Annotated in this window: 24 protein-coding genes and 1 pseudogene; 12 read left to right on the forward strand and 13 right to left on the reverse strand. The window is 73.0% G+C overall.

Going from position 1 to position 25,702, the window contains the following annotated elements; genetic code table 11:
- Positions 1–74 precede the first annotated feature (74 nt).
- Positions 75–764, reverse strand: a complete 690-nt coding sequence (locus tag ACLJTM_RS10570) for a hypothetical protein (RefSeq protein ID WP_411103193.1) — start codon at positions 762–764, stop codon at positions 75–77.
- 273 nt (positions 765–1,037) lie between these two features.
- On the opposite strand from ACLJTM_RS10570, the gene ACLJTM_RS10575 reads away from it, so the two are divergent.
- The 4 genes and pseudogenes from ACLJTM_RS10575 to ACLJTM_RS10590 all read left to right on the forward strand — a co-directional run bounded on the left by ACLJTM_RS10575 (position 1,038) and on the right by ACLJTM_RS10590 (position 4,025).
- A complete protein-coding gene (locus tag ACLJTM_RS10575; protein WP_411103194.1) occupies positions 1,038–1,514 on the forward strand; it encodes a hypothetical protein in 477 nt (158 codons plus the stop codon).
- Between the two features lie 808 nt (positions 1,515–2,322).
- A complete protein-coding gene (locus ACLJTM_RS10580) occupies positions 2,323–2,628 on the forward strand; it encodes a DUF6247 family protein (RefSeq protein ID WP_411103195.1) in 306 nt (101 codons plus the stop codon).
- Between the two features lie 154 nt (positions 2,629–2,782).
- Positions 2,783–3,319 (forward strand): DoxX family protein, encoded by a 537-nt coding sequence (locus ACLJTM_RS10585; RefSeq protein WP_411103196.1) that lies wholly within the window; start codon positions 2,783–2,785, stop codon positions 3,317–3,319.
- Between the two features lie 83 nt (positions 3,320–3,402).
- Positions 3,403–4,025, forward strand: a pseudogene (locus ACLJTM_RS10590) (glyoxalase).
- A 720-nt stretch (positions 4,026–4,745) separates the two neighbouring features.
- Here ACLJTM_RS10590 and gap read toward each other — a convergent pair.
- The 3 genes from gap to sigJ form a co-directional block, all read right to left on the reverse strand.
- Positions 4,746–5,744 carry a type I glyceraldehyde-3-phosphate dehydrogenase gene (gene gap / locus ACLJTM_RS10595; RefSeq protein WP_411103197.1) on the reverse strand — a complete coding sequence of 333 codons (999 nt, stop codon included), beginning with the start codon at positions 5,742–5,744 and terminating at the stop codon, positions 4,746–4,748.
- Between the two features lie 157 nt (positions 5,745–5,901).
- Positions 5,902–6,855, reverse strand: coding sequence for a GlxA family transcriptional regulator (locus tag ACLJTM_RS10600; protein WP_411103198.1), 954 nt, complete (start codon positions 6,853–6,855; stop codon positions 5,902–5,904).
- Between the two features lie 82 nt (positions 6,856–6,937).
- A complete protein-coding gene (sigJ, locus tag ACLJTM_RS10605) occupies positions 6,938–7,924 on the reverse strand; it encodes an RNA polymerase sigma factor SigJ (RefSeq protein ID WP_411103199.1) in 987 nt (328 codons plus the stop codon).
- A 161-nt stretch (positions 7,925–8,085) separates the two neighbouring features.
- On the opposite strand from sigJ, the gene ACLJTM_RS10610 reads away from it, so the two are divergent.
- Positions 8,086–8,544 carry a hypothetical protein gene (locus ACLJTM_RS10610; RefSeq protein ID WP_411103200.1) on the forward strand — a complete coding sequence of 153 codons (459 nt, stop codon included), beginning with the start codon at positions 8,086–8,088 and terminating at the stop codon, positions 8,542–8,544.
- A gap of 361 nt (positions 8,545–8,905) precedes the next feature.
- On the opposite strand, the gene ACLJTM_RS10615 is transcribed toward ACLJTM_RS10610, so the two are convergent.
- The gene (locus ACLJTM_RS10615; RefSeq protein ID WP_411103302.1) at positions 8,906–9,814 is read right to left on the reverse strand and encodes an oxidoreductase; all 909 of its coding nucleotides are present in this window, start codon (positions 9,812–9,814) and stop codon (positions 8,906–8,908) included.
- Between the two features lie 320 nt (positions 9,815–10,134).
- Between ACLJTM_RS10615 and ACLJTM_RS10620 the strand changes: the two genes are divergently transcribed.
- From ACLJTM_RS10620 to ACLJTM_RS10635, 4 genes are all read left to right on the forward strand, one after another.
- A complete protein-coding gene (locus tag ACLJTM_RS10620) occupies positions 10,135–10,632 on the forward strand; it encodes a SigE family RNA polymerase sigma factor (RefSeq protein ID WP_411103201.1) in 498 nt (165 codons plus the stop codon).
- A 709-nt stretch (positions 10,633–11,341) separates the two neighbouring features.
- On the forward strand, positions 11,342–12,622 hold the full coding sequence (locus ACLJTM_RS10625) for a mannosyltransferase family protein (protein WP_411103202.1): 1,281 nt from the start codon (positions 11,342–11,344) through the stop codon (positions 12,620–12,622).
- Positions 12,623–12,904: 282 nt separating this feature from the next.
- Positions 12,905–13,327, forward strand: a complete 423-nt coding sequence (locus ACLJTM_RS10630; protein ID WP_411103303.1) for a cupin domain-containing protein — start codon at positions 12,905–12,907, stop codon at positions 13,325–13,327.
- A 22-nt stretch (positions 13,328–13,349) separates the two neighbouring features.
- Positions 13,350–13,490, forward strand: coding sequence for a hypothetical protein (locus ACLJTM_RS10635; protein ID WP_411103203.1), 141 nt, complete (start codon positions 13,350–13,352; stop codon positions 13,488–13,490).
- Positions 13,491–13,716: 226 nt separating this feature from the next.
- On the opposite strand, the gene ACLJTM_RS10640 is transcribed toward ACLJTM_RS10635, so the two are convergent.
- Entirely contained in the window at positions 13,717–15,216 is a 1,500-nt protein-coding gene (locus ACLJTM_RS10640; protein WP_411103204.1) for an FAD-dependent monooxygenase, read from the reverse strand.
- 639 nt (positions 15,217–15,855) lie between these two features.
- On the opposite strand from ACLJTM_RS10640, the gene ACLJTM_RS10645 reads away from it, so the two are divergent.
- The 3 genes from ACLJTM_RS10645 to ACLJTM_RS10655 all read left to right on the forward strand — a co-directional run bounded on the left by ACLJTM_RS10645 (position 15,856) and on the right by ACLJTM_RS10655 (position 17,191).
- Entirely contained in the window at positions 15,856–16,443 is a 588-nt protein-coding gene (locus ACLJTM_RS10645) for a DUF2231 domain-containing protein (RefSeq protein WP_411103205.1), read from the forward strand.
- A gap of 113 nt (positions 16,444–16,556) precedes the next feature.
- Positions 16,557–16,718: a hydrophobic protein gene (locus tag ACLJTM_RS10650; protein WP_411103206.1), complete on the forward strand. Its 162-nt coding sequence runs from the start codon at positions 16,557–16,559 to the stop codon at positions 16,716–16,718.
- Between the two features lie 119 nt (positions 16,719–16,837).
- On the forward strand, positions 16,838–17,191 hold the full coding sequence (locus ACLJTM_RS10655) for a PRC-barrel domain-containing protein (RefSeq protein ID WP_411103207.1): 354 nt from the start codon (positions 16,838–16,840) through the stop codon (positions 17,189–17,191).
- Positions 17,192–17,346: 155 nt separating this feature from the next.
- Here ACLJTM_RS10655 and ACLJTM_RS10660 read toward each other — a convergent pair whose 3' ends face one another.
- From ACLJTM_RS10660 to ACLJTM_RS10690, 7 genes are read right to left on the reverse strand one after another with little or no spacing between them, the layout of a single operon-like run.
- A complete protein-coding gene (locus ACLJTM_RS10660) occupies positions 17,347–18,369 on the reverse strand; it encodes a TolB family protein (protein ID WP_411103208.1) in 1,023 nt (340 codons plus the stop codon).
- Positions 18,366–19,616 carry an MFS transporter gene (locus ACLJTM_RS10665; protein ID WP_411103209.1) on the reverse strand — a complete coding sequence of 417 codons (1,251 nt, stop codon included), beginning with the start codon at positions 19,614–19,616 and terminating at the stop codon, positions 18,366–18,368. Before ACLJTM_RS10665 ends, ACLJTM_RS10660 begins: the two co-directional genes overlap by 4 nt.
- Positions 19,617–19,651: 35 nt before the next feature.
- Positions 19,652–20,902: an alkaline phosphatase family protein gene (locus ACLJTM_RS10670; RefSeq protein ID WP_411103210.1), complete on the reverse strand. Its 1,251-nt coding sequence runs from the start codon at positions 20,900–20,902 to the stop codon at positions 19,652–19,654.
- Between the two features lie 41 nt (positions 20,903–20,943).
- Positions 20,944–21,858 carry a galactokinase gene (locus ACLJTM_RS10675; protein ID WP_411103211.1) on the reverse strand — a complete coding sequence of 305 codons (915 nt, stop codon included), beginning with the start codon at positions 21,856–21,858 and terminating at the stop codon, positions 20,944–20,946.
- On the reverse strand, positions 21,855–23,702 hold the full coding sequence (locus tag ACLJTM_RS10680) for a class I SAM-dependent methyltransferase (protein ID WP_411103212.1): 1,848 nt from the start codon (positions 23,700–23,702) through the stop codon (positions 21,855–21,857). Before ACLJTM_RS10680 ends, ACLJTM_RS10675 begins: the two co-directional genes overlap by 4 nt.
- On the reverse strand, positions 23,699–24,871 hold the full coding sequence (locus ACLJTM_RS10685; RefSeq protein ID WP_411103213.1) for a glycosyltransferase: 1,173 nt from the start codon (positions 24,869–24,871) through the stop codon (positions 23,699–23,701). The genes ACLJTM_RS10680 and ACLJTM_RS10685 overlap by 4 nt, the downstream gene beginning before the upstream one ends.
- Positions 24,868–25,701 (reverse strand): alpha/beta fold hydrolase, encoded by an 834-nt coding sequence (locus ACLJTM_RS10690; RefSeq protein WP_411103214.1) that lies wholly within the window; start codon positions 25,699–25,701, stop codon positions 24,868–24,870. The genes ACLJTM_RS10685 and ACLJTM_RS10690 overlap by 4 nt, the downstream gene beginning before the upstream one ends.
- Between the last annotated feature and the right edge of the window lies 1 nt (position 25,702).

Raw genomic sequence — 25,702 nt, forward strand, 5'->3', positions numbered from 1 at the left:
ACCTCGCGGGATTCATGCGCCCGCTGCGGCCGGTCCCTGCCGCGGACGGGCGGTTCGGGGCCGGGGAGCGGCCCTCACGCGAGCCGGCGCAGGCCGCTCGCGTCCGGTGCGGGGGCGTCGGCGCCGCGGGCGGGGGCCGGGACGCCGTCCCACCAGGAGGCCAGGGTGCCGTCCGGACGCAGGACGAGGTGCAGGCCGTTGTTCTCGGCGGCCGTGGGGCGCCCGTCGGCGTCGAGGGTGCCGAGCTCGGTGGTGCCGTGGAGGTCGGCCTGGTAGTGGGTGGCGCCCAGCCGGTAGATCCGCGCGGTGCAGCCGTCGGGCAGGACCTCGGTGCGCACCAGCACCCGCTGGTCCGCCGGCCGCGGTACCGGCCGGGGCTGGGCCCGCTCGATCCAGGAGGAGAGCCGGCCCTGGGAGGTCAGCTGGACGGTCAGGCCGTTCAGGTTCGTCGCCGTGGAGCTGTCGTCCTTCGCGGCGATGGCGGCGGTCTTCCTGCCGTGGAAGAAGACCTCGGCCTGGTAGGCGTACGGGGAGGTCCTGTACAGCCGTGCAGTGTGACCGGGCGCGGCCAGCTCGACGGTCTTCACGAAGACGCGCGGGGCGGGGGCCGTCGCCGCGGCGCCGGCGGTGGCACTGGCGGTGACGGCGGGAGCGGTCCGGCCGCCGGGGGCTGCGAAGGCGCCGGAGGCGACGCCCAGGGACAGCGCCGCCGTTGCCGTCACGACGACCAGGCTCGAACGCAGGGTGGTGTGGTGCGTGCGCATGGTGAAGGGAATCCCATCGGGTCGGCTTCAAGAGTCGGGTAGGTGCGGCCGCTCCAACGCGACACCCTCGCAAAGCTATGCATCCTCCATCAAAGGCACCCATAGGGAAGGTAACGGTGACCCCACAGGTGCCCCGCGGGCTCCTCACGACGGCGCGCCCGGAACGCACCCCGGGCCCCCGGAACGCACCCCGGGCCCCCGGAACGGGCGAAATACCGCGCCGCCTGGCCCATCACGCCACGGCCGGTGCCTCCGGGCGGGCAGGGAGGGACCATGCGGACAGAGCGTGAGCAGACAGACCACGATGCGAGGGACGGGGCGCACCAGCCGCCGGAGGGTGTCAGCGAGGAGACAGTCCGGGCGCTGGGCGCCCTGTCGAAGGCACTGGAGACGACGGAGCGGGCGCGTGGACACCTGTACGGGTTCCACCAGCTGACCGGCACCGCCGATTTCGAGCTGGACGACGCCGTACGCCTGCTGCGCGAGGCCGGCCACGACGCGTACGCGGACCGGCTCCAACGCGAGATCGTCGGCCGCAACGTCATCCCCGGGCACTGGACCTTCCAGATCATCGAGTCCTACGACTCCACCTACTACCGCCCCTTCGCCGAATTGGAGCGCGAGGTCCTGGAGAACCTGGCGGAGGGACGTGACCACCTCTACGAGGCCTTGCTGAAGGAGCGCCGGCGCACCCACAGCCACCCCGACCACACCGCGACCCCGCCGGACGGGGGGCCGGAGCGGGACTGACGCGGAGGAGCCGCGGCGGGCCGGGTCGGGCGAGCCTACGGGTCGAGATCCCGGGGCCGGGGGCCGGGGCCGGGGCCTGAGGGGTCCGGGCGGGCGGGGGGTTCCGGCATGCCACGGCTCGTGGTGCACCAGCCGGCCGAGCGGGGCGCGTGCCGAAGTCCCCGTACTGGTGACGCCGCCGAAGGAGATCACGGGGGAGAGGCGAGCCGGACGCCGAGCAGCGGCACGTGCCGCACCGAGGAGAGCCGAGTGCCGTCGTGGTCCGCTACGCCCACCCCAACAGGGCCGAAGCGCGCCTCGTCGTGTCCTGCCGGGGGGCGGGTAGCCGGTGGCCGGTGGCACTCCGAGCCCGTCCGCGACCCCTGGGGTCACGCCCGCGCCCTGCCTGCGGGCGGCGTCTGCGGGAGAGTGGACGATCAGCAGCGGGACCGGCGTCGGAAGCCGACCGAGACCGCGGCGGCGGCGGTCGTTGTGGTGCCGGGCTGGGGGCGCGACCGCAGACAGCGGGCACGGCGCGCACTGCGGCCATTGCGTGCGCCGCGGACATGCCGGGGGACTGAGGAGGGGCCGGGCGCCGCGCACGCTGCTCGCCAAGCTGCGGGCGTTCGGGCGGCCGAGGGCGCCAGGGACGCGGCGGGCACCCGGCACGGCCGGGGCATCCGGGGCATCCGGGGCTTGTGGAGGCTCCGGGGGTCCAGGGGATCAGGGGGGCGGCACCCTGGGGCGGGGACGGCACGGGTCCGGCCGAACCGGGCCACTGGAGGCCGTGGCGCCGCTAGCGTGTCGCCAGGACCCTTGGGAGGACGCCATGAGTGCTGAGCCCGACGATGCGGCCGCGCCGCCGCCCGCGCCGGCCCCGGCCGCCGCGGCCCGGCTGCTTGACCGCATCCGTGCCGACCGCCGCGCCGACACCTGGCTGCCCGCCTTCGAGAGGGACTGGGGCAAGGCGCTGGAGGACTCCCGGGCCAGTTACGTCCTGACACCGCTGTACGACGTCGTGCGGAACTGGCAGGTCCGGCTGGCGGCCGCCTCCGCCGTGGACGCCTTCGCCAACTCCGGCCAGGACGACTCGGACTTCGTCCCCCTGGACGACGTCCTGGGGGTACGCCCGTAGCCTGTGCGGGTCATCGGGCTCGTCCGCTCGCTGCCCCCTGCAGCCGAATCGCGCATGTACATACCGGGCATTTCGCCCCATCTTTCGTCACTCTGGGCTGACCGCCGCCACCGGAGAGTCCCCTCCCTGGCCCGCCCAGACAGGAAGCCGCACTGTGACCGCGACCCGATACCCCTCCTACTCCCCGCGCACGACCACCGCCGACACCACCCCCTTCGACGTTGGCCTGCCCGTACTCCGCATCGTCCTCGGTGCGATCATGGTCGTCCACGGCACCCAGAAGCTGTTCCGGTGGTTCGACGGACCCGGCCTCAAGGGCACGGGGATGTTCTTCAGTAAAGCCGGTTACCCGGCAGGCGAGACCATGGCGGCGATCGCGGGCCTGACCGAGACGCTGGGCGGCCTGGGCCTGATCGTCGGCCTGCTCACCCCCCTGGCGGCCGCCGCCGTCTTCGGCATCATGATCAACGCCATCGCCGTCAAGTGGACCGGAGCCGTGCTGGGCATGCAGGGCGTCGAGTTCGAGGCACTGATCGCCGCCGCGGCCGCCACCCTCGCCCTCACGGGGCCGGGCCGCTTCGCCCTGGACCGCTTTCTGCCGGTGCTGCGCCACCACCGCCTGTCCCACGGCGTCCTGGCCCTCCTCCTGGCCGGCGTCCTGGCAGCGGTGGTCCTGGTGCTGAAGGACTGACGGTGCCCGTCCCGGCGGGGTGAACGGCGATCGGTCAGGAATCGAGAAGCTCCACCAGCACGGGCGCGCCTAGCGTCTACGACATGACCTCCTTCGCATCCGTCACCCTCGAGGTGGCCGACCTCCCGGCCGCCCACCGCTTCTACACCGCCTTCGGTCTGGACACCCGGGTGTCCTTGAAGGCCTCGGACACCCCCACGACCGGCTTCCGCGGGTTCGCGCTGGCCCTCACGGTCTCCCAGCCGGGCACGGTAAGGCACTTCATCGACGCCGCACTGGACGCCGGCGCCACAGCCTGAAGCCGGCCGCCAAATCCTTCTGGGGCTACGGCGGCGTCGTAAGGGCCCCCGACGGGACCATCTGGAAGGTCGCCACCTCGGCGAGGAAGGACACCGGCCCGGCCACCCGCGAGATCGACGAGATGGTGCTCCTGCTCGGCGCCGCGGACGTGGCCGAGAGCAAGCAGTTCTACGTGGCACAGGGCCTGGCCGTGGCGAAGAGCTTCGGCCGCAAGTACGTCGAGTTCGCCGCCGGGTCGGGCCCCGTCAAGCTGGCGCTGTACGGGCGCAGAGCCCTGGCCAAGGACGTCGGCGTCCCCGTCGACGGCACCGGATCGCACCGGATCATGCTCACAGGCGCGGCAGAGCCCTTCGCCGACCCGGACGGGTTCGCCTGGGAGGCCGCAGCCCTCACGGCCGCGCCCTGACCGCCGCACCGCCACCGGCGGACTACCGCGCACCCGGCGGGGCGGCACTACCGACCGGCGCAGGCCGAACCAGGCGCCGCCGAGGCAGGCGCCACCGGCCTAGGCCGGGACCAGGCGCCGCCGATGCGGGCCAGGCGAGGCGCTGGCGGGGCAGGCCAGGACTAGATGCCCGGCGGCGCAGGCCGGGACCAGGTGGCCGCCAGGTTGGGCCAAGCCGGGGCCGGCGAGGCGGAGGCCGCCGGTGCAGGCCAGAACCAGGCGCCGCCGAGGCAGGCCAAGACCAGGTGGCCGCTGGGGCAGGCCGGGCGGAGGCGCCGCCGGGGCAAGCCAAGACCAGATGCCCGCCGGGCAGGCCGGGACCGGGTGGCCGCTGGGTCAGGCCAGGATGAGGCGCTGCCGGGGCAGGCCAGACGGAGGCCGCTGGCGCAGGCCAGGACGAGGCGCCACGGGGGAAGGCCGGGCGGAGGCGCCACGGGGGAAGGCCGGGCGGAGGCGCCGCCGGTGCAGGCTGGGATCAGGCGCGGCCGGGGCGGGCCAGGACCGGATGCCGGCCGGGGCAGGCCGGGACCGGATGCCGGCCGGGGCAGGCCGGGACCGGATGCCGGCCGGGGCAGGCCGGGACCAGGCGCCGTCGTCGCGGTGCCGGAATGCGGACGCAGCCGCCGGGAGGACGGCTGCGTCCGCAGCTGGTGGCGGCCTGCCGAAGCAGGGCGCACCCGCTCAGGAAGAGGCAAGCAGTTCGAGCGTGTCGATCACTCGGTGGGAGAAGCCCCACTCGTTGTCGTACCAGGCGACCACCTTGATGTGGCGGCCTTCCACCCGGGTGAGCTCCGAGTCGAAAATCGAGGACGCCGGGTTGCCGGTGATGTCGGCCGATACGAGCGGGTCCTCCGAGTACTCGAGGATGCCGGCGAGCGGCCCCTCCGCCGCGGTGCGGTACGCCGCCAGCACCTCGTCACGCGTCACATCGCGTGCCACGGTCGTGTTGAGCTCGACAATCGATCCGACCGGGACCGGTACGCGGATCGAGTCCCCCGACAGCTTGCCCGCGAGGTTCGGCAGTACGGCGCCGATGGCCTTGGCCGCACCGGTCGTCGTCGGCACAATGTTGACGGCGGCGGCGCGGGCACGCCGCGGGTCGCGGTGCGGGCCGTCCTGCAGGTTCTGCTCCTGCGTGTAGGCGTGCACCGTCGTCATGAAGCCGTGCTCGATGCCGGCCAGCTCGTCAAGGACCGCGGCCAGGGGTGCCAAAGCATTGGTCGTGCAAGACGCGTTCGAGACGACCGTGTGCACGGCCGGGTCGTAGGCGTCGGTGTTGACGCCGAACGCGAGGGTCACGTCCGCACCATCCGAGGGCGCACTGACAAGGACCTTCTTCGCACCCGCGTCGAGGTGGGCGCGGGCGGCCTTCGCCGAAGTGAAGCGGCCCGTCGACTCCAGGACGATGTCGACACCCAGTTCGCCCCACGGCAGCTGAGCCGGTTCCCGCTCGGCGAGCACCGTGATACGGCGGCCGTCGACGACGAGGACGTTCCCCTCGACGGTCACGGGTCGGCCGAGCCGGCCGGAGGTGGTGTCGTAGGCGAGCAGGCGCGCCAAGGCGACGGGATCGGTGAGGTCGTTGACGGCGACGACCTCGAGGTCGCTGTCGCGCTCCAGCAGTGCGCGCAGCACATTGCGGCCGATACGGCCGAATCCGTTGATGGCGATGCGAGTCATGTGCGGTGTCCCTTCCGTTCCCCCCAAGGTTCGCTCGCTGCGTCCACCCCTGCCACCGGCGCGATTGCCACGGTTCGCAAGGATCGCGCCACACTGCTGCTGTCGGCACTGCCAGGACCCGGCCCCACCCGATGGCCTTGCTCCAGCCGCAGCCCGCCTATGGCCCGGAGGCGAAGGTGCGCCTGTACTCGGTCGGTGTGGTTCCGAGGACGCGCTGGAAGTGCAGCCGCAGATTCGAGGCGGTACCGAGCCCCGCATCAGCAGCGATCTGCTCCACACTTCGCTCCGACCGTTCCAGCAGCTCCCGCGCCAGATCGATCCGCGCACGCATGACCCACTGCATGGGCGTGTACCCGGTGTCCTCGACGAACCGTCGCGAGAAGGTACGCGGTGACACCGCCGCCCGCCGGGCCAGCACCTCGAGGGTGAGCGGCTCACCGAGCCGGTGCAACGCCCACTCCCGGGTGGCGGCGAACCGTTCGCCGAGCGGTTCCGCACTGCGCGGCACGTACTGCGCTTGACCGCCGCTGCGGTACGGCGCTGCCACCAGGCGCCGCGCCGTGTGGTTCGAGGCGCCCACCCCCAGGTCACCCCGCAGGATGTGCAGACACAGGTCGATGCCCGAGGCGGCGCCGGCCGATGTCAACACACTGCCCTCATCGACGAACAGGACGTTCTCGTCGACCCGGACGAGAGGGAACTTCGCCGCGAGTTCCCGCGCGTAGTGCCAGTGCGTCGTGGCGCGCTTGCCGTCGAGCAGCCCCGTGGCGGCGAGGGCGAAAGCACCTGTCGAGATGGCTGCCAGACGCGCGCCCCGCGCGTGGGCGGCAACCAACGCGTCGACCACGGCCTCCGGGGGATCCTCCTGGTCCGGCAGCCGGTAGCCGGGGATGAACACGAGGTCGGCCCACGCCAGCGCATCGAGCCCGTGCGCCACCGAGTACGACAGTCCGTCGCCGCCGGTCACGAGTCCGGGCGCAGCCCCGCACACCCTCACCTCGTACGGCATGCTCCCGCGGGTGCTGAAAACCTGTGCGGGGATTCCGGTATCGAGCGGTTTTGCGCCATGGAGCACGAGGACGGCAACACGACGCAGGCGGGAGGACGGCACGCAGAAAAGACTACGCCGACCCTTGACCTTCGCGGCCCCGGCCGACTGCCCGGAGCGGTGACGGCGGTCGCGCTCACGGCGCTCACTGGTCGGACTCCGGTTCGGCGTCGTGGTCGCCCCTGGACCACGGGCGGAGCTTTTCCGGATTGCGCACCGCCCAGATGTGCGTGATCCGGTCGCCGCCGAGACCGAAGGCGGCCACCGCCGCGGTGACCCCCCGATGCTGCGCCACCAAGCCTGGCCGGCCGTTGACCGACCGCTCCAGCAGCGTCAGGCCGCCCGGCATCCTGCGGCTGATCTCCACGATGTAGTGGGCGATCTGCTTTGCGCCCACGACCGGACGCAGCGCCGCACCGGCCCGTCCGCCGCCGTCGGCGGTCATGGTGGCAGCGGGGTCGAGCAGACCGATGAGGGCGCTGATGTCCTTGGCCTCCCATGCCGCCTTGAAGTCCCTGACGATGCCGGCCTGCAGGATGTTCGGGGCCGCGGGGGCCCGCGCCGCGCGGATACGGCGGCGGGCCGACGTCGCCAGCTGCCGGCATGCAGCCGGCGTACGGCCCACCATCGCGGCTACTTCGGTGAAGGGGTACCGGAAGACGTCATGCAATATGAAGGCGACCCGCTCCGCTGGGGTCATAGCCTCCAGGACGACGAGGAAGGCCATGTCGACCGATTCGTCGAGAGTGACGCGGTCGGCTGGATCGACGGTGCTGTCGCCCGGTTGCCCGCTCATCCATTCCGTACGGTCGGGCAGCGGCTCCGGGACCCATTCGCCCACGTAACTCTCCCGCCGTGCGCGGGCCGAGCCGAGCACGTCGAGACAGATGCGACTGGCAACTCTCGTCAGCCAGCCGCCCGGTGAGTCGATGGCGTCCTGCTGTTCACGCGACATGGCGTACCAGCGGGCGTAGGTCTCCTGCACGGCGTCCTCGGCCTCCGCCAGGGAACCGAGCAGCCTGTAGGCGAGATTGATCAGCTGTCGCCGCTCGCTCATGATCACGCTGAGACTCGGGTCGACCGGGTCGACCCGGTCCGCCTTTTCGGTGCTGAGCTGGGGTGGTGCGGTCATGGTCTTCACGGCTCCCTCGATCGGATCTGCCCTCACCGTGTTCGACGAGACACCTCGACGATCTGTGAGGCCGCGGCACCGTCTCACATTTCCCGTTGCTGCGTCGTCGTCTCTGCAGAGACATCGGGCGCAAGCCCCGTAACGGAATCGAGGAGCTCGCCATGTTGCACACGGCTCAGCCGGACAGTGCCAAGTTGTCGACGTCGTGGACGCTCCCACGGTTGTCGGCGTTCGTACGGATCGCGCTCGCCCTGCAGACCGCGGCCATCTTCTTTCAGGCAGTCACGGCAGGTCTGTTGCTGTCCTCGCAGTACGGCGAGGTACTGCACAGCGCCGGAGCGCGCGGGATGTATGCCGCCGCGATGCTGTATCTGCTCGCCACGATCCTGGTGTGGAGACCAGGCGGCGGCCCCGCCCGTCCCATCCTCTATGCGACAGGCTTCCTGCTCCTCGCCTCGCTCCAAGTGGTCCTGGGCATAGCCCATGTAGCCTCCGTACATGTCCCCTTGGGTGTCCTGATGTTCGCGGGGAGTGTTCTGCAACTGGCAAAAGAGCTCTACGAGCGCCGCCCGACCCGTGCTCAAGGGGCGGCAGCCGGGGGAGTGGACGTCGAGCCGTAGGTCCCGAACGCCTGCCATGGGCAACGAAAACAGCGGCACGGGGACCGCCGACGAAACCGAGGCACCTTCGACCACCGGTGCGGATCGCTGCCGCATCCAGCTCCGACACCGGCTGCCTGCCGAGCTGCCGAGCTGCCGAGCCACCGGGCACGATCTTGCCCGACTGGTCGCGGACGACTGTTCGCTCGAGCTCCTCCGGTAGCCGGCGGCGTGCTGACTACCTCGTATCACCCGAACGCTGCGTGACGTCGGAGAGCAGTGCACGACTGATCATCCGGTGGCACCCCCATGCGGCGCCCCCGGTATCTCCCGCATGCAGATGATCTGTATGACCAAGGGGGGCTGGGCCGGTGGGTGACTCTCATGTTCCGTCCTGATGGAAGGTGTCCAGGAGGGCCAGTTCATCTGCGGAGAGACGCAGGGTGCCGGCAGCCACATTGGCCGTCAGATGATCCGGGTCCCCGGTACCGGGGATGGCGAGCACGTGTGGCCCCCGTTGCAGGGTCCAGGCGAGCCTGACCTGGGCAGCGCTCGCCCCGTGCGCCCGCGCGACGGACAGGACGACCGGGCTGTCGCCGCCCAACGCGCCTGCCTGACGTCCGGTACCGGCAATGGAGTAGAAGGGAACGAAAGCGATGCCCTGTTCGCCGCAGCTGCGTACGAAGGGGTCGTCATCAGGCCGCACGCCGATCCCGTACATGTTCTGTACGCACACCACCGGCGCGATGGCCTGGGCCTCGGCCAAGTGGTGGGGCTCGATGTTCGACAGGCCCAGGTGGCGGATGAGGCCGGCCTGGCGGAGTTCGGCCAGCGCCCCGAAACGGTCGGCGATCGGATCGGAGCCGACGATACGGAGGTTTACCACGTCGAGGTGGTCCCGGCCGAGCTGGCGCAGATTCTCCTCGACCTGACCGCGCAGTTGCTCGGGTCGGGCATGCGGCAGCCAGGCGCCCGACGGGTCCCGGCCCGGTCCGACCTTGGTCGTGAGGACGAGGTCGTCCGGGTACGGAGCCAGGGCTCGGTTGATCAGCTCGTTGGCCGAGCGCAGGGGCGAGAAGTAGAACGCGGCGGTGTCGATGTGGTTCACGCCGAGCTCCAACGCCCGGCGCAAGACGGTGATGGCCTGGTCGCGGTTGCGGGGGACGGCGGCCTCGGTGAGTGCCTCGCCGCTCTGCGGCAGGCGCATGGCACCGAATCCGATCCGGTTGACCGGCAGGTCACCGAGTTGCCAGGTGCCGGCCGCTGCTGCACTGATGGGCTGAGGGGTCACCGGAGGTCGCGCGAAGGGAGAGGAGAGGGCGGGCCGGGGCTGGTCGGTCTCTGAGGTCATGGACCGGATGATCCGTGCCGCCGGGGCTACAGACCACTGATTTGTGCATGCGTTAATGCTTGGTCCGACTGGCCCGTGTTCTCGCCGCCAGGAGCGGGCTGGCGCGGGCTGGGCCGTGGGGCTGGTTTGACAGAGGGCGGACGCGTGTCCGCGTCGGATGGTTCCGTGAGGCTCCTCACGCTGGTTCCTTCCATCCGGTGTCGACCGGATGCGGTGCGCCAGGCGTATGCCAGGTGTAGCGAGAGATCCGGGAGTGGTAGTTGACCGTCGAGGAGTTCGAAGAGTTCTACGCACAGGCAGCCGCACGGCTCACAGGTCAGTTGTATGTGATGCTCGGCGACCTGCACGAGGCGCAGGACGTCGTCCAGGAGGCCTTCGTCAAGGGCTGGAGCCGACGGCACCAGCTCGACCGCGAGGGACGGCCCGAGGCGTGGATCCGTACGGTCGCGTGGCGACTGGCGGTGAGCCGCTGGCGGTTCCGGCGTCGGTCTCTGGACGCGTGGAAGCGCACGGGTGCACCGCCGGACGTCCAGGGTCCCGGGCCGGAGCAGGTGGCGCTCGTCGAAGCACTGCGTGAACTGCCGGGTCAGCAGCGCCGCACGATGACGCTGCACTACGTCTGCGACCTCACCGTCGAGCAGATCGCCGAGGAGACCGGTGTGTCCGCCAGTACCGTCAAGACCCACCTGAGCCGCGGTCGGGCCGCGCTCGCCCCCCGCCTTCAGGACCCGCGCAGTGAGGAGGCCCCCGGTGCCTGAGCCCCAGGACCCGTTGCGGTCCCTGTTCCAGCAAGCCGCCGAATCGGGGCGCCGGCACGCGGCCACCGCACCGGTCGCCCGGATCGTCGAACGAGGTCGGCAGGCGCACCGGCGGCACGTCACCCTGGCCGTGGTCGCCGCGTGCCTCGTCCTGGTCGGAGGCGGCGCAGCCGCGTCCGCGCTGCTGCCGGGCACCGCGCCGGACACGGTCCCGGCAACCACCCCTTCGCCCGCCCGTCCATGGCCCGTCCCCACGACGCCGCCTCCGCCGCCCGCTCCCACGGCCCAACCCCCGTCGCCGGGTTCGAGCTCCGTCTCGACGGCGCCGCTACCGTCCACCACCACACCCGCTCGGACGGGTACACAACCGCCGACCGCCGGCACCTCGGCGCCCCCGTCCACGAATCTCCCCTTCCCAGGGAGCAGTAGGACGAGCACGGCCACCACCTCCGGCGGGTAGGTCGGGGGAGAGTCGCGGGGTGACCAGTCTGTCCCCCCGGGCCTCTACCTCTCCGCCCACCGTCCACTGTTCACCCTCCTCTGACCACGCCTCCTCCTCGCACATCGTGTGCCCCGCATGACCCACCCATTTCCGCGCGGCCTACCCCCCCGCCGCCCGACCCCACGCCGTGCCGCACCACCAACAGCCGGTGGGCGACGACCGCCATGGGGCGGTCCCGCACGCCCTCGTCCACCCCCAGGAGCCCTTGTGTCGCTCGTGCCGCCAAGCCTGCGCGACAAGGCCGCCCCCGCGCCGCACCGTCGTCATCCGGTGCCGGCGCGACTCTCCCCGTCCACCCCCACCGCGGGAAGGCTCGGCACGCGGCGCCCGGCCGAAGCCTTCCCACGGCGCCTCGTCCGCCGGCTACGCCCCCTCGACCGCGAGGTGTTGTGGCTGTACCTGCTGACCCGGACGGGCATCTGGACCACGGCCTACTGCGCCCGGTGGCTGTTTCCCTCCCGCGGGGGCGACCACGCCCCGGGCCCCGTCCTCGCACCGTTCCAACACTGGGACTGGGTCCACTTCCTGGGCATAGCGCGCGACGGATACTTCCCCGGTCAGGCCGGACCCTGGCACAGCGGTTGGGACAACCGCGAGGCCTTCTTCCCGGGCTTCCCGCTCCTGCTGCGTGCCATCCACACGGTCGTCCCGGACTGGACGGCGGCCGGTCTGCTGATCTCTTTCGTCGCGGGCGCCGTGGCCGTCGTGTCCCTGGCCCGGATCGCCGCACTGCACCTGCCCGGTACCGAGGGCGGCCGACGAGCCGTCCAGTTCTTCCTGTTGTCGCCGTGCGCGTTCTTCCTGGCCGTCGGCTACACGGAGGCGCTCTTCCTCGCCCTGGCCCTGCCCGCCTGGCTTGCCGCCCAGCGGGGCAACTGGCCTCTCGCTGCCGCCTTGGCGGCTGCGGCAACGACCGTACGCATCAGCGGGCTCTTCCTCGCCGCCGCGCTGGCCGTGCACTTCGTGCTGACCGGGCGGACCCGTCGGCACTGGCGGTCGCTGCCCTGGCTGGTGCTGCCCGCCGTGCCGGCCGTGCTGTACAGCTGGTACCTCCAGACGCACACAGGTGACTGGAGAGCCTGGCAGCACGCGCAGGAACGCGGCTGGTACCGCTCCTTCCACCCGCCGTGGGAGGCATGGGCCAACACCTGGGAGGGAGCCTTCGCCTCCTCCCAGGCCAGCGGGTACGCCTTCATGTTCCAGGCCGAACTGCTCGCCATGCTCGCAGGGGTGTTCCTGCTCGGCCTGCTGGTCCGTAGGCGCCGCTGGCCCGAGGCCGCCTACCTCGGCCTCAGCCTGTGGGCCCTCGGCACGTCCTACTGGTACACGTCCATCCCCCGCGCGTCCGTCCTGTGGTGGCCCCTGTGGACGGCCCTTGCCGCCTGGAGCCTGCGCAGACCCCGCGTCAAAACGGCCTACCTCTGCGTCGCCGCCCCACTGACCACCCTTTTCGCCCTCGCCTTCATGACGGGCCGCTGGGCCGGCTGAGGCGGCAAGGCGCGTGCGCCGGTCCGGGCTTCCTCCGTGCCAGCCCGCGCATCGGCTCCCCGGCCTGCGGCCTGTCCTGCGCCGGGCTGTCGGGGGGCCCGCGCCTGCTCGCCGAACCAGGGGATTGGCCCGTGGTCACGGTGGCGAAGTGGCCTGGGGCAAAGGCGGACGACGAGGTAAATTCATGATCATGAGTGAGAGCGACAGCACGACCCCGATGCCCCTGCCGCATTGCTGACCCGATATGAGGAGGCGGAGACCTGCGCCGATCCGAGCAGCGTGATGAGACTGCTGGGGGAGCCGGTGGGCGCCGCTGCCGGCGGTTTCACCAGCTACCGGTCAACCTTCGCCGAGGGTGCGGTGGGCGCGCCGGCCCACTTCCACACCAAGGCGACGGAGCTGTTCTTCGTGATCAGCGGATCCCTGCAGGTGCTGGTGGGCGAGGAGATCACCGTCCTGAACGAGGGGGACTTCCTCGCGGTTCCGCCGCACACCCCGCACGCCTTTGCCGCAGCCCCGGGCGCCACCGCCGACGTCCTGTTCGTGTTCACCCCGGGCATGGGCCGGTTCGATTACCTGCGTCTGCTGAGCCGCGTGATGCGGGGCGAGGCGGACGCCAAGGAGATCGCCGAGTCCGCGGAGCGCTTCGACAACCACTACGTGGACAGCCCCGTGTGGCGCGCGGCTCTGCAAGCCTCGACGTGATCGGGCCGACGGCGCCGTCCGCATGGCCAGGACCGCCCTGGACCTGGCCGCCGCGGAACGCTTCCAGGTCGACGGCCTCCGGCTCGGCGTCCTGCAGCAGACCGACGGACGGCTCCCCGGGCAGCACGACCTGGTGACGGTCGGACCGCCCGCCGAAGGCTGATACTTCGAACTCGCCGGCGATCCCGAGCGTCCCCTGCAGCCGTCCCCAAGGCCCCAGGGGCGTATGTGGACGCGGCGCCGGTGGCACGCCCGTCGACTCGCACCATCCCTACGGGGACGAGTACGGAGGGACGGTCGCCGCTCCGGACGGCGGCCGCCTCCGTCCTGTGCTCCCGCACCTGGCGCCGAGCCGTCCCCCGAAGGGGTGACGGCGCGACGCGCAACCCTCAGCCGGTCGGGGCGCCGAACCACCTCGGCAGGTGGGTCAGCAGATCCTGCTGGTCCTTGCCCACCCAGGCGATGTGGCCGTCCGGGCGCAACAGGACCGCGGGTGCATCCCCGTCCGCGTACGGTTGCGCTCCGGTGGTGCCGGCGGCGTCACCGGTACCGCTACCGCCACCGCTGCCGGCGCCGAAGGTGTCGCGGACGTCGACGACGTGGTCCACCCGGTCGGTCCAGCCCGCGACCGACAGAGCACCGGTCCGGTCGAGGAGCAACCCGCGGCCTTCGCGCATCAGCGCGTAGAGCCGCCCCTGCTTCAGTTCCACGTCCCGCATCCGGCGGCCGACCGGCTCGGGTCCGCCGAGGTCGTAACGGACATCGACGGCGGTGATCATCCCGGTCACGTACCGGTTCACTTCATCGAAGTCCATCAGCTTCGAGAACAGCCCACGCAGTGCCGTGGCACCCGGATCGGATCCCAGCAGAGTGATCTGGGCCCGGGTGTTGTCCAGTACGGAGGCGCCCACCGGATGCCGTTCCGCGTGGTAGGTGTCCAGCAGCCCTTCCGGCGCCCAACCGTTGACGGCGGCGGCAAGCTTCCAACCGAGGTTGAAAGCGTCCTGCACGCCCAGATTGAGCCCCTGCCCACCGGTCGGCGGATGAATGTGCGCGGCATCGCCGGCCAGCAGCACCCGGCCCACCCGGTAGCGCTCGGCCTGCCGGGTGGCGTCGCCGAACCGCGACAGCCAGCGCGGTGAGTGCACCCCGAAATCGGTGCCCGCGTACGCCCGCAGCTGCCGCTTGAAGTCCTCGAGGGTCGGCGCGGCCGCACGGTCCTCGGCCACCCCGTCAGCGGGCACGACCACCCGGCACACCCCTCCCTCGGCGGGAGCGACCCCGAACCGCAGCTCGGTCCTCCGGACGTCCTCCACGACGGAGGCGACCTCCGCGGGGTCCGCGGCCACCTCCATCTCGCCCAACAGCGTCTCGACCGTGGCGGGTTCGCCGGGGAAGCCGACGCCCAGCAGCTTGCGCACCGTACTGCGGCCGCCGTCGCACCCGACGAGGTAGCGCGCACGCAACCGCGAACCGTCCGCCAGCTCGACGTCCACCCCCTCCTCGTCCTGGCTGAACCGCACCAGCTCGCAGCCGCGCCGGAGGTCGGCGCCGAGTTCGAGGGCGCGGTCGTTCAGCAGCCGCTCGGTGACGGGCTGCGGGCTGGCGACGCCGTACGGGTGGGCCGTGTCCAGCCCCTCCGGCCACGGCTTCGTGATCCCCCCGAAATGGCCGCCGACCCGGAACGTCCCACTGACCGCGAGGAACCTCTCCAGCAGGCCGCGCTGGTCCATCACCTCGACGCTGCGTGTGTGCAGGCCCTGCCCGCGGGACTGCAGCGTCGGCTCGGTCAACTTCTCCAGCACGACCACCCGGACCGCGGCGAGCCGCAGCTCGGCAGCCAGCATCAGCCCGGTCGGCCCACCGCCGGCAACGATCACATCAATCAAGGCAACCTCAACTCGGCGACATCCGATGTCCAGAAGCCGGAACGGACCCGCGGATCCGGGCTTCGGTCGGTGATTCTGCGGGACGACCGGGGCCTTGCCGCAAGCCCCCCTGTGCGCTATAAGTTGAAAGAGGCAAGGACCGGGTATCGGCTCCTTGCCTTTCCTCGTTCTCCGTTCTCCGCTCTCCGGATGTCCGGCTCCCCCGTCCCGAGAAATCGGTGCGGACGAGCGGGAACAACCGGATGGTGCCGACCGTTGAGGTGGTGTGGGTGCGGGAAGGGGACAGTGTCCCCGGGCCCGATCACAGGCCTGCGGGGAAGATCGTTCGGCTGAAGCCCCGCAGAGCGCGCCGCCGCGAGGCGACCGCCCTTTGCGCACCCATCCTGTACGCCCCGGTCAGCCACCCCCCCCGGCTGAACGGGGCCCGCCCCGGCCAGTCACCCCCCCCGACTGGTCGGGGCCCTTTGCTCTATACCCGCCTGGCCTCCGCACCGTCCCCACCGGCCTGCTGCCGTCCCCGCCGTCCCCGCCGCCCCCGTGACCTGGGGTTCCGCGTCGAGGGGGTGGGGGTCGAGGCCCTGCCTAGCGCATCCGGGGTCGGAGTGGGAGGGCAGCGACGATGCCGGGTAGGCGTGGTGTATGGACACCGATGCTCTCGATCTCGATACCTCTGCCCCGACCCGGCACACCTCGGCCCTGAACACGGCCGCCGGCTGGTGGCTGGCCGCCCTGGACCGTCTGGAGCGGACCGAGGCCGCGGACGGCGCCATCAAGGCCCTCCAAGAGGGAATCCGCTCGTTGCCCCTGGGCGCGGCACGTGACCTGCTGCGCGGCAGGCCGCTGGGCCATCCCGTGCACCCGGTGCTGGTGCAGGTTCCGATCGGCTGCTGGCTGTCGGCCGCCGTACTGGACGCCCTACCGGGCACGCGGCGCGCGTCCGCCGCCTTGACCGCCGTCGGCCTGGTCGGTGTAGCTCCCGCCGCCGTGGCCGGCTGGGCCGACTGGGCGGATCTGCCGCCCCAGCAGGCCCGGGTCGGTCTCGCCCACGCAGTCTCCAATGTCGCTGCGGTCGCCTGCTACGCGGCATCCCTGACGGCGCGCCTGCGGGGGCGCCCCATGCGGGGCAGGCTGTGGTCGGTCGGTGGCCTCACCGCTGTGGGGCTGAGCGGCGCGCTGGGCGGCCATGTGGCCTACCGGCGGGCCGTCGGACCGGATGCCACCCCCTGACAGGATGAGGGCAAAGGGAGGCGCATTCCCGTTCGCGCCGATGTAAAACAGATCAACTCTCCGGGAATGCGTGCCGAATGCCGGGGCAATCGGCTCCTCGGAGGTTGATAATCATGGTTCCGCTGCTTCTCGTTCTTCTGCTCGCCCTGATTCTTTTCGGTGCCGGTTTCGCGGTGAAGATCCTCTGGTGGGTCGCCATCGCGGTACTGGTCCTGTGGCTGGTGGGCTTCGTCGCCCGTCCGAAGGGTGGCAGCCACCGCTGGTACCGCTGGTAGGCAGGCGGTCCGCCCGTCCGCCGGGAATTCTCTCGGCAGGACGCGTTTCCCGGTACGACCGGAAAACGCCTGGGTCAAGCACATTACGCACATCACGCATATGTGGAGGGGTAGTTCGCATGACTGAAAACGTGTGGGGTTATCGCGAGACGTCCGGATGGCTGGCCGGCGCCGATCTGACCGACTACAAGGTCGAGGCCACGGACGGCTCCATCGGCAAGGTCGACAAGCACTCCGACGAGGTCGGTTCCGCGTACATCGTGGTCGACACCGGTCCCTGGATCTTCGGCAAGGAGGTCCTCCTGCCCGCGGGCACGATCAGCCGGATCGATGCGGACGAGCAGAAGATCTACGTGGACCGGACGAAGGAGCAGATCAAGGATGCTCCGGAGTTCCACCGGGACAAGCACCTCGACGACGCGGACTACCACCGCGAGGTCGGCGGCTACTACGACGGGCCGCACCGCCTCTGACGGAAGCGGACGCGGTCGACGGGGCGGGGCGGCACCCACAGGGTGCCGCCCCGCCCCGTCTGCCTGCCCGCGCCCCTGGCGATCGGCGTGGCCGCCGCCATGCCGGCCGGCCGGCCCCCGTACGGTTCGGTGAACGAGGTCACGGGGTCACGGGGTCACGGGGGCAGTACGGCCGGGGAGACGGCGGAGCGGACCAGCAGGTGCGGGCTGCCCGCGCCCGTCGCGGGCACCGACCACAGGTCGGCGCCGAAATCACCCGGAAGCCCGTAGAGCAGCGTCCCGTCGTCGAACCACAGCGCCTGGTCGTCGACGCTGCGCTCCTCGGCCAGGGCGGTCTCGGTGGCCGTGCCCAGGTCCAGGACGTACAGCCGCCACGGGGCGTCGGCCGGCAGGCCCGCCACCCGCTTCTTGAACGCGATCCGCGTCCCGTCGGGCGACAGGGACGGGCACTCCGCGTTCTCCCGGAGCACCTGTAGGCGGCGGCCCCGCAGATCGCCCTCGACCAGGTGCGTGCGCCCCGCGGAAGCCAGGGTCGCGTAGAAGCGGTTGTCGTCGGCGGCGAAGGTCACCCCCCAGATGTTGTGGTCGGCCGCCTGACGGCGCCGGCCCCCCTCCGACACCGCGAAGTCCTCCAGGTTCGGGACGAGCAGCCCCGAGCGGGTGTCGTAGACGGCGGTACGGGTGGAGAAGGTGCCGCCCGCGTACGAGTCCCCGCTGACGAACACCGTCCAGGCCAGCAGCCGCCCGCTGGGGGAGACCCGCGCGCGGGTCGGCGTACCCGGCACGTCGAAGGAACGGACCGGCCGCAGCGCCGCGTCGAGGACCAGCGCCTCGTAACGGGGGACCACCCCGCCCGCGCGGCGCAGGCACACACCCGTCCCCGCGGCCGCGTGGAAGCGCAGGCAGTCCTGAGGTGCGGTGGTCCGCTCGCCCTCGGGCGCCGCCAGCGGCACCGAGGCGATCGTGTCGCGGCCCGGCCCCCAGGCGAGATTGCGGAACAGCAGCCGGCCCCGTTGCTCCAGGCCCACCGCGCCCGACTGTGCGGCGGGGCCGCCCGGACGGGCCTTTGCGCGCTCGCCCGCGCGGTCCGCGGCGCGGACCACCGAGACCACGGCCACCGCCGCCAACAGGGCGGACAGCACGGCCAGGACGAGGACCTTGCGCAGCGTGCCCGTCATCGCAGGGCCTCCTTTTCCAGGATGCCGGACGCCCGGAGCACCGCGATCGCCAGGACGAGGCCGCCGGCCGCACAGGCCAGTGCGGCGCCAGGACCCGCGTACGTCCATCCGGCGCCGAACAGCAGCGCACCCGCCAGGCGGGCCAGTGCCTGCGCCGTCTGGACCACGGCCATGCCGCTCGCCCGCAGCGGTGCGGGCAGCAGCGGGCCGGCGGCCGCCATCAGCACGCCGTCGGTGGCCGCATAGAACGCGCCGAGGAGGACGAGGACGAGGACGGCTGCAGCCGCGCCGCCCAGCGGGGAGAGGAGCAGGAGGTACGCCGCCGCCAGCGCCGCATGGCCCGCCAGGAACACCGGACCCCGCCCGGCCCGGTCCGCGAGCCTGCCCAGCGGGACGGCGAGCAGCAGGAAGCCGGCCGCCGTCGCCACGGGCAGCAGCGGGAACACGGCCGCCGGCAGCTCCAGCCGCCGCTGCAGCAGCAGGTACACGAAGGAGTCCCCGACCGTGAACACCCCGAGCAGGGCCGCGGCCGGCGCGAGCCGCCGCACCCCCGGATCGCGGAGCACGGCCGCCGGCCCCGGTCCGCGGCGGGACGGCGGGACGGGCCGGGCCGGTTTGCCGCGGACGTCCCGGACGAACAGGGCGAGCAGCAGCACCGCGAAGGCCGCGGTGCAGAAACTGACCGTGAACACGGTCTCGTAGGCGTCATGCGCCGCCCACAGCACGCCGAAGGCCACGAGCGGGCCCAGCAGCGCCCCGGCCGTGTCCATGGCCCGGTGCACTCCGAAGGCCCGGCCCTGCCCCTCCGGCGGGGCCGACAGGGAGATGAGCGCATCGCGCGGCGCGGTCCGCAGGCCCTTGCCGGCCCGGTCGGCGGCCAGGACGGCCCCGATCGCCCACGGGGCGGAGACCGCGAGCAGCCCCAGTTTGCAGACGGCGGACAGGGCGTAGCCCGTGCCCGCCACCAGCTTGTGGCGGGCGGTCCGGTCGGCGACGTGCCCGCCGGCCAGCCGCAGCAGGGCGGTCGCGCCCTGGTAGAGCCCGTCGAGCGCGCCGAAGGCCAGCGGCGACATGCCGAGGCCGACGACGAGGTACAGCGGCAGTACGGCGGTGACCATCTCCGCGGAGACATCCGTGACCAGGCTGACCAGGCCGAGCACGAGCACGTTCCCCGCGACGGCGGGGCCGGCCGCCGCGCGGGGCAGGCCCCGGGCGGCGTCGGACGCGCGACTGGCCGACACGTACACGGATTCCTCCTTCCGTTCCGTCAGGAACCAGCAGATCAGAACCAGTTGAGGGTGAGCGGGAAGGTGGTGCCCGCCGACCTGCCGGCCGCATCACTGACCGAAGCGGTGACCTGGACGGTCCCGGATCCCCAGGGCTTCCCGCTGATCCGGCCGGTCCCCGCGTCGATGGACAGGCCCCACGGCAGACCGGAGGCGGTCCACCGCAGCGGGGCCTGCCCGCCGGAGGCCGTCAGCTGGATCGTGCAGGACTGGTTGAACTTGCAGGTCTGCGCCCCCGGGTCGACCACCGACAGACCACCCGGCGGCGGCTCCTCACCGCCCGTGCCGAAGACCTCCGTGATCGGCTGGGCACCGGCAGCATTGCCCGCGTGAGCGGTCCCGAACAGGTCCTCGAAGGTCCGCAGCAGGTTGAAGTGGTTGTACGCGCTGCCGTACCGGCCCTGTTTGACGTGCGCGCCGTAGAAGACGGTCGCGATCTGGTTCGACCCCAGGTAGTTGTCCTCGTCCCAGGTCAGGACGAGGAGGCTGTTGTTGGCCTTCGCCCACTGGGCGTACGCATCCAAGTTGTTCCTGACCCAGGTGTCGCCCGTGGCGACGGAGCAGGAGTGCATGTCGTTGCACTGGTTCGGGACGACGAACGACAGGTGCGGCAGCGCCTCGAAGCCGGTGCGCGGGAACTGCGCCCAGGTCTTGCCGGTGTCCAGGGGTACGTTGGTGAAGGCGAACCACGGGTTGTGCTTCTGCGCGTACTGGCCGTTGGTGCACGCCGTGGAGCCCTGGCTCGGCAAGTCCTCGTTGTACGAGGCGAAGGTCTTGCCGACCGCGAGGAGTTCCTGGCCGAGGTTGGGAGCGGACATCGACTGCGGCGTGTAGCAGCCGTCGCCCGTGATGCCCTGGGTGGCGCCCGAGAACAGGTTGAAGTAGTTGGGCTGGCTGGGGTGGGTCAGCGCCTTCATCCCCGTGAGGCTCGCACCCGCTCCCGCGAGCTGGTTGACGTACGGGGCGTTGGCGCTGCCGATGATGTCGCCGTACTGCTTGTTCTCGAAGACGACCACCACGACGTGGTCATAGGCCGGAAGGGCGGCAGCGGCAGCGGCAGCGGCGGGCGTCGGCGCCGAGGGGGCGACGGCGGCCTGCGAGCTGCCGGTGGCCAGGGCGGTGACCAGCCCCAGCGCGCAGGCGATGCCGGCCGCGGCCGCCCGCCGCCTGCCGCCCCGCGCCACCCGGCCGCCGTCCGGCTGCACCGGTCGGTCCGCGTCATCCCGTGGTACGTGTCCGGTTCTCATGTCCTGCCTCCTGTGTCTCGCCGCGGCCGGAACGGCCCGGCTCAGTCCTCCCGCCGGGCCGCACCGGCCACGGCGATGTTCACGAAGCGCGGCGCGGGCAGGCCCCGTGCGCGCAACTCCTGCACGACCGCCGCGCGCACCGCCGTCAACCGCTCACGGGGCAGCAGCACCAGAACGCTGCGACCCGCCCCGCGGCCCGGCGGCCAGACGCTGAGCGCACCCGCCCGGCGGGCACGGTCCGCGCCCCGGTCCAGAGCGGCACGCCGCTCCTGCGCGGAGCCCCGGACGGCCATGAGCACCAGGTGCGCCCCCGACGCCGGCGGATCGAAGGGCACACGGTGCGGCTGCCCGTCCGCGCCGGTGCCCAGCGCCGTGCCCGGCCGCGCACACAGCACGGCGGCGTGCAGGGCCGCATCGTCGCGCGGGGCCAGCCCCCGGATCAGCCCCGCCAGCAGCTCCCGCCCGGGCCGCGGCTCACCCGGCGCGGTGTGCACATCCGTCACCGCGAGCGCCACGGCGCAGTCGCGGGGCTCCGCCAGCCGCAGCCCCGCCGCCTCGGTGAGGGTGCCCTGGACGTGCAGATCCGTGCCGACACCCCCGTACCCGGCTCCGGCGAGGGCCCTCAACAGGGCGTACGGGCGCGCCGCCCAAGGCGGCGTCTCGGGGGACGGCCCGGCCAACGCCAGCGTGCAGGACTGCGCGGGATGGCTGAGGGAACTCAACCGCACCACCCCGTCGGTACGCGGCGCCGCGGCGGCCGCCACCGGCCAGCCGGCCGCCGCCACCAGGCCCGGCGCGTCCAGGTGGAAGGCGTGCGGGGCGCTCCACACCGCGGCCGGAGGCCGGCCGTGCGCGACCTCCAGCGCATGCGCGACCAGGCGCAGCAGCGGGTCGGCGGTCGCCCGCAGCGCCAACGGCCCCGACCCGGCGGGCCCTTCCGCTGACCGGGCGCTCACCCCGCCTCCTTGCGGGCCAGCATCCGGTACGCGTTCCCGCCGTCCGTGCGGCGGGCCGCGGCGCTGCGCACCGCGTCCAGCAGGCCTGCCGCCGCGAGCGCCGGCAGGGCAGCCGCCCGGACCGCCTGCCGGGCTGCGCGCCGGGTTGGGCGCAGCGCCGCCGGGTCGGCCCACGGGCTGTGCGGATCGGGGGCGAGCCGGTTCGCGGTGAGGGCGACGGCGCCCACGAAGTCGTTGTGCTGGTGGGCGGGCCCGTGCTGCTCCGCAAGGACCGTGAACCCGCGCTCGGACAGTGCCGCCCGCAGATTGCCCGCCGGGATGAGGTGCTGGTGCTGCGGCTGGAACCACGGCAGCCAGTGCGGGCCCAGCAGGCGCGCCATCCGTGATTGCGGGTCGGGCAGTTCGATCAGCAGGTACCCGCCCGGCACCAGGACCTGCGCCGCCGCGTCGAGTTCGGCGAAGGGGTCGCGGGTGTGCTCCAGATAGTGGTACATGCTGACCGCCTCGTACTGCCCGGCGAGCTTGGCCGCGAGGTCGGGGAACTGGCCCTGGTAGCCGGTCGCCACCCAGCCGCGCCGCTCGGCCTCCCGGACCCCCTCGCCCATGTCGAGCCCGTCGAAGCGGGTCTGCGGCCACACTTCCCGGGCCACGTCGCAGAAGTGGCCGTGGCCGGTGCCCACGTCGAGCCACGTGGCGGGGCGGCCGTACGGGGCCGGCATCGCGGCCCGCGCCCGGTAGTGGGGGCCGAGCCGGCCGAAGACGGTTCCGGCGCCCTCGCCGCCCCGCCCGTCGTAGAAATCCCGGTAGTAGAAGTCCAGCCCCTCCACCGTCAGCCGCGGATTCTGGAAGACGTGCCCGCAGGACCCGCACTCCTCCAGGGTGAAACGGCCCGGCTTGCCCTGCAGCAGGTCCGGCATGCGCACCCGCACCGACAGCCGGGACGAGCCGCACCACGGGCAGTGGGAGCGCCGCGGTTCGAAGAACCGGTCGGTTCCGTCCGCGAGTTCGGCGGCGTACCCGGCCCGGCGGTCCTGCTCCGCGGCCTCCTGGAAGGACCGGGCCTCCACGGCCGTGCGCAGCCCCGCGCCCAGCGACCGCAGCGGCCGGACAAGACTCGCGCGGGCCAGGTCCGCAGGGTGCAGCGGCCCGCCGGTGCCCAGTACCAGGGCGGGCTGCACGCAGTACAGCCCGGCCGCGGCGGCGCCCCACCGGCCGTCCCGCACGGCTGCCGCCGCGAGCAGGGCGAGGCCGCCCAGCCGGGCCGCGGACAGCAGGCCCGCCGGCAGGCCCTGGGCGCGGAGCCCGGCGGCCCCGCCGCCGGGTCCCGCAGTGCCGACGGAGAGGCCCGGGGCGACCGCCAGGTCCGTCGAGGCGGTGGCGTACTCCTTCAGCCGGCGGGTCAGGGCCAGCAGGTCCGCGCGGTCCCGCGGCACGTCCGGGTCGGTACCGGACCGCGCCAGGACGTCTTCGGAGACGAGTACGGCACAGCCCGCGCCGCGCCCGGCGGCCAGTCGGTCCTGCCGGTAGGCCGCCGGATCGACCAGCCGCAGCAGCCCGAGGGCGTCCTCCGCGGGAAGGTCGGCGGGCAACAGCTCCAGTACGTCCAGCCCCTCCCGGTCGGCGTGGGCGCAGGCGGCGGCGTACACGCCCGCGCCGACGGCGACCCCCCGCGCGGTGAGCAGCCGCCGGCGCGGCCCCGGCACGGGGGCCTTTGCAGCGGACCCGCCCGCCGGGGGCGGTGCGTCCCCGGCGGCCAGGACCGGCAGCGCGTGCAGCCGCAGGCGGGCGCGTACCGTCCCCGCACCGAGTGCGGCGGCCATCACGGCGGAAACCCATGGGCTCATACGAGCCCCTCCAATCGGTCGGCTGCGGTGGCGGCGCCCCCCGCAGCGGCGAAGGACGCCTGGATCCGGCGGGCCGCACGGCGGTGCGGGCCGAAGTCGTCCAGTACGGCAGCGAGCGCGTCGTGCAGGTCGTCGGGCCGGGCCCGGGCGAAACGCACCCGGACCCCGGCCCCGGCGTCGGCGACCTGCTGCGCGACGATCGGCTGGTCGTCCCGGATCGGGGCCACGACCAGCGGGAGGCCGTGGGCGAGCGATTCGCACACCGTGTTGTGGCCGCCGTGGCTGACCACCGCGTCGAGGTGCGGCAGCAGCCGCAGCTGCGGTACGGCCTCCTGGAGCAGGACGCCCGCCGGGACCGGGCCGGTCAGGTGCCGGGGAGCGGCCAGGATCAGCTGGGCCCGGTCAGCGAGCCGCTCACCGGCCGCCAGGACCGCGGCGTAGAACCGCGATCCCGCCTCCTGGTTGAGCGTGCCCAGCGAGACCAGCACCCGGCGGCGCTCCGGGTCGAGGCGCGTCCACGGGAAGTCCCGGCCGGGCGGCCGGGCGCCGAAGGCCGGCCCCACGCAGGCGTAGTGCGCCGGGAACGGCTCCGCGCCCCCGATCAGCTCCGGGGTGGAGAACACCAGGACCAGCCGGTCCGAGAACCGCGGATCCCAGCCGGGAGGCGCCCCGCATTCGGCGAGCAGTCCGGCCAGCTGCTCCGCCACCCACGCGCCGACCTTGGGGAATCCGGCGAACGGGCGGGTGAACTCGGCCGAGGTGCTGGCCGAGGTGACCCACGGGATGCCGAGCCGGCGGGCGACCATGGCCCCGGCCGGCGCCTGCTGGTCGGCGACCACCACGTCCGGGCAGAACGCGGCGACGGCACGTTCGACGCCCGGCACCATCGCCCGCGCCAGCGGCACCAGGGCCTCCGCCCAGAGGAACCGCAGGGCGGCCACGCCCCGCAGGTCCCGCCACCGCCCGTGCAGGGCGGCGTACCCCCCGGAGTCCGGGCCCGGTACGTCCCCGGAGGGGAACAGCCGGGCGTGCGCGGGCAGCAGCCCGGACAGGACCTCGGCGGGCCCGGTCCACGCGCTCTCGTGCCCCCGGGCGGCCAGTTCGGCGGCGACGGCGACGGTCGGATTGACGTGCCCGGCCAGCGGGGGCACGACGAACAGGACCCTCATGCGCTCAGCGCTCCCGCCCCGGCGGCCCGGCGGACGGCCGCCGCATGCGCCAGTACGGACTCCCGCAGCACCCCGCCGGGCTCCTTGAGGACGTCGTGGCCGAGCCCCGGCAGGATCCGCAGCGTGCCGCGGGAGGCGGTGCGGACGAACTCCCGGGCGCCGGGGACCAGCTCGGAGTGCTCCCCGCAGACCACCAGGACCGGGCAGCCGACCGCCGCGTAGTCGGCCGGTGTGAAGGTGCGGCCCGACGCGATGTCGTCGATGAGGGTGGTGCGGTTCAGGAGCGCATCGGCGATCGCCGTCAGCTTCGCCGCCTTGCGCAGCCGCAGCGAGGACAGCTCGGCCGGGACCGGACTGTCCTCCAGACTGAGCGCGGCCACGGACAGGGTGTCGACCATGTTCTCCACCCACGGCCCGCTCAGGGGCGGTTCGAGCAGGGTCAGGCCCGCCACCAGGCCGGGCCGGGCCAGCGCGGTGTGCAGGGCGAGGGTGCCCCCGTAGCTGTTGCCGACCAGGTGGACCGGCTGCCCGTCGAGCCCGAGGGAGGACAGCAGGGCCACCAGGTCCCGGACGGCGCTGCCGCTGTCGTAGCCGGACGGGGGGCGCTCGCTGAGGCCGTGGCCGCGCAGGTCGTAGAGGACCACCTCGTGCCCCGCCCGCGCCAGCGGCAGGGCCAGCGGGCAGTAGAAGCTGGAGAGGTTGTCGACGACCAGCCCGTGCAGGAAGACCACCGGCACGCCCGCGCCCCCCGCGCCGCCGGACCCGGGGGTTTCGGCAGCGGGCAGCCGCTGGACGTGGAAGCGCAGCGCGTTGGCGAGGATCTCGGCCATG

This window comes from Streptomyces sp. cmx-4-9 (genome assembly GCF_046548835.1).
In the GTDB taxonomy this organism is placed as follows: Bacteria; Actinomycetota; Actinomycetes; order Streptomycetales; family Streptomycetaceae; genus Streptomyces.

Coding starts and splice junctions, on each gene's coding strand:
- ACLJTM_RS10655 (WP_411103207.1), top strand. CDS start 16,838: ATGACTGAAAACGTGTGGGGTTATCGCGAGACGTCCGGATGGCTGGCC.
- ACLJTM_RS10650 (WP_411103206.1), top strand. CDS start 16,557: ATGGTTCCGCTGCTTCTCGTTCTTCTGCTCGCCCTGATTCTTTTCGGT.
- ACLJTM_RS10635 (WP_411103203.1), top strand. CDS start 13,350: ATGGCCAGGACCGCCCTGGACCTGGCCGCCGCGGAACGCTTCCAGGTC.
- ACLJTM_RS10570 (WP_411103193.1), bottom strand. CDS start 764: ATGCGCACGCACCACACCACCCTGCGTTCGAGCCTGGTCGTCGTGACG.
- ACLJTM_RS10630 (WP_411103303.1), top strand. CDS start 12,905: ATGAGACTGCTGGGGGAGCCGGTGGGCGCCGCTGCCGGCGGTTTCACC.
- gap (WP_411103197.1), bottom strand. CDS start 5,744: ATGACTCGCATCGCCATCAACGGATTCGGCCGTATCGGCCGCAATGTG.
- ACLJTM_RS10610 (WP_411103200.1), top strand. CDS start 8,086: ATGTTGCACACGGCTCAGCCGGACAGTGCCAAGTTGTCGACGTCGTGG.
- ACLJTM_RS10645 (WP_411103205.1), top strand. CDS start 15,856: ATGGACACCGATGCTCTCGATCTCGATACCTCTGCCCCGACCCGGCAC.
- ACLJTM_RS10685 (WP_411103213.1), bottom strand. CDS start 24,871: ATGAGGGTCCTGTTCGTCGTGCCCCCGCTGGCCGGGCACGTCAATCCG.
- ACLJTM_RS10660 (WP_411103208.1), bottom strand. CDS start 18,369: ATGACGGGCACGCTGCGCAAGGTCCTCGTCCTGGCCGTGCTGTCCGCC.
- ACLJTM_RS10670 (WP_411103210.1), bottom strand. CDS start 20,902: ATGAGAACCGGACACGTACCACGGGATGACGCGGACCGACCGGTGCAG.
- ACLJTM_RS10575 (WP_411103194.1), top strand. CDS start 1,038: ATGCGGACAGAGCGTGAGCAGACAGACCACGATGCGAGGGACGGGGCG.
- ACLJTM_RS10580 (WP_411103195.1), top strand. CDS start 2,323: ATGAGTGCTGAGCCCGACGATGCGGCCGCGCCGCCGCCCGCGCCGGCC.
- sigJ (WP_411103199.1), bottom strand. CDS start 7,924: ATGACCGCACCACCCCAGCTCAGCACCGAAAAGGCGGACCGGGTCGAC.
- ACLJTM_RS10690 (WP_411103214.1), bottom strand. CDS start 25,701: ATGGCCGAGATCCTCGCCAACGCGCTGCGCTTCCACGTCCAGCGGCTG.
- ACLJTM_RS10680 (WP_411103212.1), bottom strand. CDS start 23,702: ATGAGCCCATGGGTTTCCGCCGTGATGGCCGCCGCACTCGGTGCGGGG.